General features: G+C 39.7%; 8 protein-coding genes. All 8 read left to right on the top strand.

The window, feature by feature from the left end:
• The first annotated feature begins 102 nt into the window (after positions 1-102).
• Positions 103-897, top strand: a complete 795-nt coding sequence (locus tag ACYQ35_RS07885) for a ZIP family metal transporter (protein WP_459831992.1) — start codon at positions 103-105, stop codon at positions 895-897.
• A 277-nt stretch (positions 898-1174) separates the two neighbouring features.
• A complete protein-coding gene (gene kdpF, locus ACYQ35_RS07880; protein ID WP_084667667.1) occupies positions 1175-1252 on the top strand; it encodes a K(+)-transporting ATPase subunit F in 78 nt (25 codons plus the stop codon).
• A gap of 29 nt (positions 1253-1281) precedes the next feature.
• The gene (gene kdpA, locus ACYQ35_RS07875; protein ID WP_459831989.1) at positions 1282-2994 is read left to right on the top strand and encodes a potassium-transporting ATPase subunit KdpA; all 1713 of its coding nucleotides are present in this window, start codon (positions 1282-1284) and stop codon (positions 2992-2994) included.
• Between the two features lie 27 nt (positions 2995-3021).
• Positions 3022-5079, top strand: a complete 2058-nt coding sequence (kdpB, locus tag ACYQ35_RS07870) for a potassium-transporting ATPase subunit KdpB (protein WP_040449653.1) — start codon at positions 3022-3024, stop codon at positions 5077-5079.
• Between the two features lie 14 nt (positions 5080-5093).
• Positions 5094-5726 carry a potassium-transporting ATPase subunit KdpC gene (gene kdpC / locus ACYQ35_RS07865; protein WP_459831986.1) on the top strand — a complete coding sequence of 211 codons (633 nt, stop codon included), beginning with the start codon at positions 5094-5096 and terminating at the stop codon, positions 5724-5726.
• Between the two features lie 44 nt (positions 5727-5770).
• Positions 5771-7774, top strand: a complete 2004-nt coding sequence (locus tag ACYQ35_RS07860; protein ID WP_459831981.1) for a DUF4118 domain-containing protein — start codon at positions 5771-5773, stop codon at positions 7772-7774.
• 54 nt (positions 7775-7828) lie between these two features.
• Positions 7829-9346: a DUF4118 domain-containing protein gene (locus ACYQ35_RS07855; protein WP_459831976.1), complete on the top strand. Its 1518-nt coding sequence runs from the start codon at positions 7829-7831 to the stop codon at positions 9344-9346.
• Positions 9343-10042: response regulator transcription factor (locus ACYQ35_RS07850; RefSeq protein WP_459831973.1), on the top strand; the 700-nt coding region annotated here is incomplete at its 3' end. The genes ACYQ35_RS07855 and ACYQ35_RS07850, both read left to right, overlap by 4 nt.

Genomic DNA, 10042 nt, shown 5'->3' with positions numbered 1-10042 from the left:
GATTTTTATTGTGTTTTTACAATAAAAAGGCGCTGAAAGAAATTTCATAAATGTGTCAAAAGAAAATTCCATTCATATATTACTAGCGGAGGTGTGAGTAGTATGAATGGAATTTTTTTCGCCTTTTTGGGAGGTTTGGTTACATTTACGGTGACAACGTTGGGAGCGGCAGGTATCTTTTTTGTAAAAAGACAGATAAGCAAAAATTGGCAAAATGGATTTTTGGGGTTTGCAGGAGGGGTGATGATTGCGGCATCGGTATGGTCACTGCTGCTTCCGGGAATAGAGTTTGCAGAGGAAAATGATCAGGTTGACTGGCTTGTTATTACAGGTGGTTTTCTTTTGGGCGTCATGACACTTCTGACGGCGGATTTTTTATTGCAGAAGTGGTATAAAAGACAGAGGAAGAAACCGATTACATTAAAGAGAAGTACATCTATGCTTGTTCTTGCCATTACCGTTCATAACATTCCGGAGGGAATGTCGGTAGGGCTTGCATTTGCCTTGGCAGGTCAAAACAGAGAAGATATAGCGTTAATGTCCGGGGCAATTGCGTTGACGATAGGAATTGCCATTCAAAATTTTCCGGAGGGAACAGCAGTGGCATTACCTTTGATGAAAGAAGGAATGACGAAGAAAAAAGCATTTTTAATAGGAAGCATGACAGCAGTTGTAGAACCTGTCTTTGCTGTTTTGGCGGCAGTCTTTGCGAATATAACACAATCCTCCATTGCGGTGTTTCTGGCGTTTGCAGCGGGGACAATGATTTATGTTGTTGTGGAGGAATTGATTCCGGAAGCGCATATGGGAGCGGACGGCGAGGAGGGAAAAGCGGGGACGCTTGGATTTATTGTTGGATTTTTAGTGATGATGATATTAGACGTAGCGTTGGGGTAAAATATATTTTGTGTGAGATTGCGCAGTTGCGCAATCTTTTTTGTATACAATCCACTTAAATTTTAATACGATTTTAATATTAAGGCTCTGTATTATAATACTGATTTAAAATCTTTTGTGCTATTATAATCTCTGCTAGAAAGGAAAGAAAAAGGAAGGGATTAGTTATGGATTTATTAATGATTTTAATTCTGGCAGTTTGTTTTGGCAGTATGAAATTACTGGTTGACTGGTGTGAAAAGCAGGTAGGTACTGCTACAATAAGGGAGGAAGAGAAATGATACTATTAATTATTCTTATTTTATTACTTGCCGGATATTTGTTCTATGCGTTGATTTATCCGGAAAAACTATAAAAGATACATAAATTTGGAGGAAAAAAGTCATGTTACAGATTGCACTGACGCTAGTTATATTTTTGGTTCTTGTAATTCCTATGGGAACTTACATGTACCATATAGCAACAAAACAGAGAACATTTGCTGATCCGCTGTTTGACAGACTTGACGGGGGAATTTATAAAGTTCTAAGAATCAGCAGAGAGGGAATGAATTGGAAACAATACGCGTTACATTTACTGATAACCAACGCGGTGATGGTACTTGTAGGGTATGTTATTTTAAGATTACAGGGAGTATTATTTGCAAATCCAAATGGAATAGAGGCAATGGATCCGACACTCTCATTTAATACAATTATCAGTTTTATGACAAATACAAACCTGCAGCATTATGCGGGTGAGTCAGGACTTTCTTATTTAAGTCAGATGACGGTCATTATTTTTATGATGTTTGTGTCAGCGGCCAGCGGATATTCAGCATGTATGGCATTTTGCAGAGGACTGGCAGGAAAACAAAAAGATGTGGGTAATTTTCATGAAGATATGATAAGAGTTATAACACGTATTTTAATTCCGTTTTCCATTATTATAGGTATACTTTTAATTTGGCAGGGAGTTCCACAGACACTTGATGCAAATCAGACGATAAAAACGCTTGAAGGAAATTATCAGGATTTAGCGATGGGACCTGTGGCCGCTTTGGAAAGTATAAAACATCTCGGAACAAACGGTGGAGGATTTTTCGGAGCGAACTCCTCAATGCCATTTGAAAATCCGACAATTATTTCAAACCTGATTGAGTTATTAAGTATGATGATACTTCCGGGAGCATGTGTTGTCACTTTTGGAAAAATGACAATGCAGAGAAGAAAAGAGAAGAAAAAAACACAGAGAGTGCTTTTGGGAAATCAGGGAAGAACAATTTTTGCAGCAATGTCCATTTTATTCTTAGTCGGCCTTATTTTATGTTTCCAGGCAGAAAAAGCAGGAAATCCGGTTTTAGAGCAGGCGGGAGTAAATCAGGACGTAGGAAATATGGAAGGAAAGGAAACGAGATTTGGCGTTGCACAGTCGGCACTCTTTACGACAACGACTACATCATTTACAACCGGTACGGTCAACAACATGCACGACTCTCTGACACCTTTAGGAGGTCTCGTTCCTATGTTACATATGATGCTGAACTGTGTGTTTGGCGGTAAGGGTGTCGGTCTGATGAACATGATCATGTATGTGATTTTGGCAGTATTCCTTTGTGGATTGATGATCGGACGAACTCCTGAATATCTTGGGAAAAAGATTGAAGGAAAAGAAATGAAACTGGTGGCACTTGTTTTAATTATCCACCCGCTTTTAATCTTAGGATTTTCAGCGCTTGCGGTTATGACCGGTGCGGGAATTGAAGGAATTACGAACGGAGGATTTCACGGCTTATCTCAAGTTTTATATGAATACGCTTCTTCCGCAGCAAATAACGGTTCCGGATTTGAAGGTTTGGCAGATAACACTGCATTTTGGAATATTACAACAGGTTTAGCCATGTTCTTTGGAAGATATATTACAATGATTGCACAGTTGGCGATTGCCGGAAGTTTACTTGCGAAACGCCGTGTAAATGAAACAGTTGGTACATTGCGTACGGATAATGTTATTTTTGTTGTGGTATTAGTAATCGTTGTTTACATTTTTGCCGCACTGACATTTTTCCCTGCACTTGCATTGGGACCAATTGCGGAACATTTATCATTATGGTTGTAATAGGAGTTAGAAAGGATTACGATGAAAATGGAAAAACAGGAGAAAAAAACAAAATTTATTACAAAGGATATTTTGAAAACTTCCATTATTGGTGCGTTTCAAAAATTAAATCCTAAATATATGATGAAAAATCCGGTCATGTTTGTCGTTGAAGTGGGATTTGTCATCAGTTTGATAATGACATTTTTCCCTACAATTTTTGGAGACGACAGCGGACTTCGCATTTACAACGGAATAGTAACCGTGATTTTGTTTATCACTATTTTATTTGCAAACTTTGCGGAATCTGTGGCAGAAGGACGAGGAAAAGCACAGGCAGATTCATTGAAAAAAACAAAAAAAGATACAATGGCAACTTTATTATTAAAAGACGGAACAGAAAAATTGATTAATGCGTCTGAATTAAAAAAAGGTGATATTGTTATTGTAAGAACAAATGAAGTTATTCCAAATGATGGAGAGGTTATAGAAGGAGTTGCATCAGTAGACGAGTCAGCAATTACAGGAGAGTCGGCACCGGTAACCCGTGAAGCGGGAGGAGATTTTTCTTCCGTAACAGGAGGAACAACAGTAGTCAGTGACTGGCTGAAAATTAAAATTACTTCTGAGCCGGGAGAATCTTTCCTCGATAAGATGATTTCACTTGTAGAAGGTGCTTCCAGACAGAAAACACCTAATGAGATTGCTTTAAATACATTACTTGTCAGTTTGACAATTATTTTCCTGATTGTTGTTGTGACATTATATTGTTTCTCGGATTACTCAGGGGTAAAAATTCCGATGGCAACAATGATTGCCCTTCTTGTTTGTCTTATTCCGACAACAATCGGAGGTCTTTTATCTGCAATCGGAATCGCAGGTATGGACCGAGTAACGCGATTTAACGTTATCGCCATGTCAGGAAAAGCGGTGGAAGCCTGCGGTGATGTGGACACGATGATTTTGGATAAAACAGGAACAATTACTTATGGAAACCGTCTTGCAGCGGATTTCCGGGAAGTGAAAGGAAAAAGCAAAGAAGATTTAATTGACTATAGTGTAATGACTTCTTTATGCGACGCGACACCAGAAGGAAAATCCGTAGTCGAATTGGGAAAACGTCTTGGAACAAAGATTAAAGACGAAGTGAAAGACCAGATGGAATTCGTAGAATTTACTGCACAGACAAAAATGAGCGGAGTAAACTTAAAAGACGGAACAAGAATCCGAAAAGGTGCTTATGATGCCATTAAAAAATATGTGCAGGAAAATAACGGTGAAATACCGGAAGATTTGGAAAGCATTGTTACCGATATCTCCAGTTTGGGAGGAACACCTTTGGTAGTGTGTGTCGGAAATGTAATTTATGGTGTGATTTATTTAAAAGATACGGTAAAACCGGGACTTGTGGAAAGATTTGAGCGCCTTCGTGAAATCGGTATTAAAACGATTATGTGTACAGGTGATAACCCGCTGACTGCAGCGACGATTGCAAAAGAAGCAGGGGTAGACGGATTTATCGCTGAATGTAAACCGGAAGATAAAATTGATGCCATCAAGAAAGAACAGGCGGAAGGTAAAATCGTAGCGATGACGGGTGACGGAACAAATGACGCACCGGCACTTGCGCAGGCAGATGTAGGACTTGCGATGAACAGCGGTACAACAGCGGCAAAAGAGGCTGCGAACATGGTTGACCTGGATTCAGACCCGACAAAAATTTTGGAAGTTGTAGAAATCGGAAAACAACTTTTAATTACAAGAGGTTCATTGACGACATTTAGTATTGCAAATGACGTGGCAAAATATTTTGCGATTATTCCGGCGATGTTTACATTAGTTATTCCTCAAATGGAAGTACTGAATATTATGCATCTGTCCACACCGTTTAGCGCAATTTTATCTGCATTGATTTTTAATGCGATTATTATTCCGTGTCTGATTCCGATTGCGATGCGTGGTGTAAAATACAAACCGATGCGTTCGGAAAAAATGCTGATGAAAAACATGGGCATTTACGGATTAGGCGGAGTGATCGTTCCGTTTGTTGCGATTAAACTGATTGATATTTTGGTAACGCCTTTACTGGCATTATTAGGATTATAATATGAGGTGAGAAAATGAAAAACTTTGGAAAATATATAAAGAGGGCAATAGTTATTACGGTTGCATTATTTGTTATATGTGGTGTTGCATATCCGTTTCTTCTTACAGGAATAGGGCAGGCAGTTTTTCCGAAACAGGCAAACGGAAGTATTGTGAAGGCAGAAGGAGAAGCGGTAGGCTCAGAAGTAGTCGGACAGAAATTTGAGGGAGATAAATATTTTCACGGAAGAGTTTCTGTAGTAGACTATAATACATACACAGAAGAAGAAAAAGAAAATGGTGATTACACGGGAGTGGCTTCAGGAAGTTACAACTACAGTGCCACAAATGAAGACTTGAAAAAACGTGTAGAGGAAGATGTTAAGGCATTTAAAGAACGCTATAAAAAAGCGACGGGAGAAGAGTTTAAAGGAGAAATTCCTGCAGATATGCTCACGGCATCGGGTTCAGGACTTGATCCTCATATCAGTCCCGAGTCGGCAAAAATCCAACTTCCTATTGTAGCGGCAAGCAGTGGTCTGTCAGAAAAAGAAGTGGAAGAGATTGTAGAGAAAAACACAACACATAAATTATTTGGTATTTTCGGTGAGGAAACCGTAAATGTTCTTCAATGTAATATTGATATTGCAGAGGCAATAGGCGAATAAAAAAGGGAGGTTTATGCCTCCCTAAATGTATTTGGGAGAGAAATATGGGTGGAGAAAGAGCAAATCCTGAAGAACTGTTAAAGAGGATTCAGGCGGCAGAAAAGCAAAAAGAAAATGATAAAAAGGGAAAATTGTGTATTTTTCTGGGATATGCGGCAGGTGTAGGAAAGACATGTGCCATGCTTGATATGGCTCATGAATTACAGAAAGAGGGAATGGACATTGTAGCGGGGTATATTGAACCCCACGCAAGACCGGAAACAAGTGCGAGGGAGGAAGGACTGGAAAAACTTCCCCCTCTTATGGTGGAATACAAAGGAATTCAACTGCGGGAACTGGATATTGACGGGGTGTTAAAAAGAAAACCGCAGGCAGTGCTGATTGATGAACTTGCCCACACAAATGCGAAGGGTATGCGTCATCAAAAGAGATATGAAGATATCGAGGAAATTTTAGATGCGGGAATTAATGTGTATACGACAGTAAATATTCAGCATCTGGAGAGCCTTAATGACGTTGTGGAAAGTATTACAAAAATCCATGTAAAAGAGAGAATACCGGATTTTGTTTTTGACGAGGCGACAAGGGTAAAACTCATTGACATCGAGCCTGACGAACTGATAACCCGCTTAAAAGAAGGTAAAATTTACAAAACCGTGCAGGCGGAGAGGGCACTGCAGAACTTTTTTGCAAAGGAGAAATTAATTGCCTTAAGGGAAATCGCCCTTCGGCGAATGGCGGACAAGGTAAACAGGCTGGGGCTTCAGGAACGAATCTTAAATGAAAATGTGGACGGAAGTGAAGGATATCAGGGGGAACATATTATGACCTGTATTTCAACGGCACCGTCCTGTGAGAAAGTTATTCGGAGTGCGTCGAGAATGGCGTATGCCTTTCATGCAAAATTTACGGCGTTATATGTGGAAACGCCGGAACTACAAAATGCTGACAGTTCGGTGAAACAGATACGGGATAAAAATATTCATCTGGCGGAAGCGCTCGGTGCAAAAATCGTCACCGTATTTGGAGAGGACGTAGCGTTTCAGATTGCTGAATATGCAAGGGTAAGCAGTGTGACAAAACTGGTTTTGGGAAGGACGAATCACCGCATATGGTTTGGACAGAAAAAGGGGACTATCACGGACAAAATCAGTGAATATATGCCGGAACTGGATATATTTATCATTCCGGATACGACAAAGTACAGACGGAAAACGAGAGAAATTTTCACGCTGCCTAAGAAATCTGAAGGTCTGGCAAAGGATTTGCTCAAAGAATTTTTAATGCTTGCATCGGCTACGGGAATCGGTCTTTTCTTCAGACAAAACAGACTTATGGAAGCGGATATTATCATGGTATATCTTATGGGGATTCTTCTCTTATCCTTGTACACAAAACGAAGGTATGTTGCGGTATCTTCCTCGATTATCAGTCTGCTGTTGTTTGACTGGTTTTTCGTGCCGCCATTTCAAAGTTTTCATTTTTACAGTGGAAAATACAGCGCTACTTTTGCGCTGATGTTGATATTTTCCATAATTATCACGACGATTATCTCGAGAGAGAGGCGTCAGGTAAGAGAGTGTGCGAAGATGGTATACCGGACGCAACTTTTATTGGATAACAGCAGAAGAATGAGGAGAATAGAAACGGTAAGAGAACTTTTGATGGAACTGAGTGAGAAAGTGTTGAAATTAATGAATCTTTCAGTTGTCTTTTATATCCGCAAAGGGGAAAAAACGACAGGGCCGTGGCTGTTTCCAAAACCGGAAATGTCCAAATCTGAGTTAAAGAAAATGATGACACCGAGAGAAAGAGCGGTAGTAGACTGGGTTATGGCGAATAAAAAGAGAGCAGGCTGCTGTACGCACACTTTGCCTGAGGCAGATGCAATGTATCTGCCAATCAAGACGGGAGATGAAATCTACGGTGTGATGGGAATTGTGCTGGAAGAAAAAAGAGAAATTCCAACTTTTGAATACGGACTTCTGACTGCCATGCTAAATGAGGCGGCTTTAGTTTTTGCGCGAATTTATCTTGTACAAAAGTAAAACTTGAAAGTCGGGTTCGTTATGTATAAAATAAGGAAGAAAAGGGGGATATGTATGGAAGAAACAAAATACACCTATATAGGAAAAGATATTTTCTATTGTATGATCAGCCTTGTTCTGTCGACACTGATAGCGTACATATTTTCCATATTGGGATTTACAGACGCAAACCTTATTATGATATATATTTTAGGTGTTATAATGGTTGCGCTGCTGACGAGCGGATATTGCTGGGGGCTGTGTGCAAGTGCGCTGAGCGTGCTTACATTTAACTTTTTCTTTGCAGATCCGATTTTCACCTTTTCCGTATACAATCCGGATTATTTAATCACATTTGGAGTTATGCTTGTCACCTCAATTACCTGTTCAGTTTTGACAAAGAAGGTTAAAAATTATGCGCAGGAAAGTGAGATGAAATCATATCGCTCGGAACTTCTGCTGCAGGCGAGCCGGAGTTTGCAGGAGGCATCAACTGCCAGGGAGATTATGCAAAAGACAGTAGAACAGTTAGGAAACTTGTTAGAGAAAAATATTTATTGCTATATGGGAGAACCATCGGTAAAGGAAATTCCCATCTCATATAAAAAAGATGATAATCCGAGACAACTTGACGAATCAGATGTTGCGATAGCAAAATGGTGCTATCAGAATAAGGAAGATGCCGGATTTTCTACAAAGATTTTGAGAGAATCCGCTTATATGTTTCTTGCGATACAAAGCGAAGAGAAAATGTTCGCCGTTATTGCGGTAGATATGGAGAAAGAAAAAATAGGAACATTTGAAAAAGGAATTATGGGAACGATTATCCATGAAAGCGTTCTGGCTCTGGAGAAGGAACAACTTCTCAAACAGAGAAGTGAATCGGAGATGCGGCTTGAAAAAGAGAGGCTGAGAGCGAACCTTTTGCGCTCTATTTCCCATGATTTAAGAAGCCCGCTCACGAGTATTTCGGGCAATGCGGAAAATCTGATGACGAATGAAACAAAGTTAAAGCAGGAAAAAAGACAGAAAATCTATCAGGATATTTATGATGATTCCGTGTGGCTGATTAATCTTGTGGAAAATCTGCTTTCCGTGACAAGGATTGAAAATGGAACTATGGAATTAAATATCCAGGGAGAAGTTGCGGAAGAAGTGATTGAAGAGGCATTAAAGCATATTAACCGCCGTGGAAAACAGCAGAAGATCATGATAGACTGTGAAGAAATTTTGATTGCAAAAATGGACGTGAAATTAATTTTCCAAGTATTGATTAATCTCGTGGATAATGCTGTCAAATATACACCTAAAGGTGCAGAAATTGTAGTAGGAGCAAAAAAATGTGGTGATAAAGTAGTATTTTCCGTGAAAGATAACGGACAGGGACTGACTGCCGAACAGAAGAAAAGAGTTTTTGATATGTATTACACGGTAAATAATACGGTGAGTGACAGCAGAAGAGGAATGGGACTTGGACTTCCGCTATGCCAGGCGATTATTCAGGCGCATGGAAGCGAATTGAAAATATATGATAATGCACCAACCGGAACAGTATTTAGATTTGCGTTGGAGCAGAAGGAGATTGTGTTATGATGAAAGGAACAAAACCAAATGTTTTGGTTGTTGAAGATGATGAGCCAATTTGCAACTTAATAGTGACGACTTTGGAGATGGAAAAATATAAATTTGACACTGCGGAGAATGGAAAACAGGCAATCATGCTTGCGGCAGCAAATAATCCGGATATAATTTTAATGGATTTAGGATTGCCTGACATGGACGGAATAGAAGTGATTAGGAAAATCCGGTCATGGTCCGTCGTTCCTATTATTGTTATCAGTGCGAGAAGCGATGAGAGAGATAAAGTTGCCGCATTAGATGTGGGGGCAGATGACTACCTGACAAAACCGTTCAGTGTTGTCGAACTTTCAGCAAGGCTTCGTGCCACAATAAGACGTGTGCAGTATATTATGCATACGGACAATACAAATGAAAGCATGTTTCAAAATGGAGATTTAATGATTGACTACAGCGCGGGGGTAGTGAAGGTTTCGGGCGTGGAAATTCATCTTATGCCGCTGGAATACAGTCTTTTATGTCTTCTTGCACAGAATGTGGGAAAAGTACTTACATATCAGTTTATTTTGGAGAAGGTATGGCCAAATGGAATTGGAAGTGATATATCTTCTTTGAGGGTATATATGACGTCTCTCAGAAAGAAGTTGGAGAAGGACAAAGCAAATCAGACATATATCCAGACACATATAGGAGTATGGTCCTATGTCAAGA

Source organism: Faecalimonas hominis, assembly GCF_054660755.1.
The sequence above is the reverse complement of the archived record's forward strand: the minus strand, read 5'-3'. Positions and strand labels throughout refer to the sequence as shown.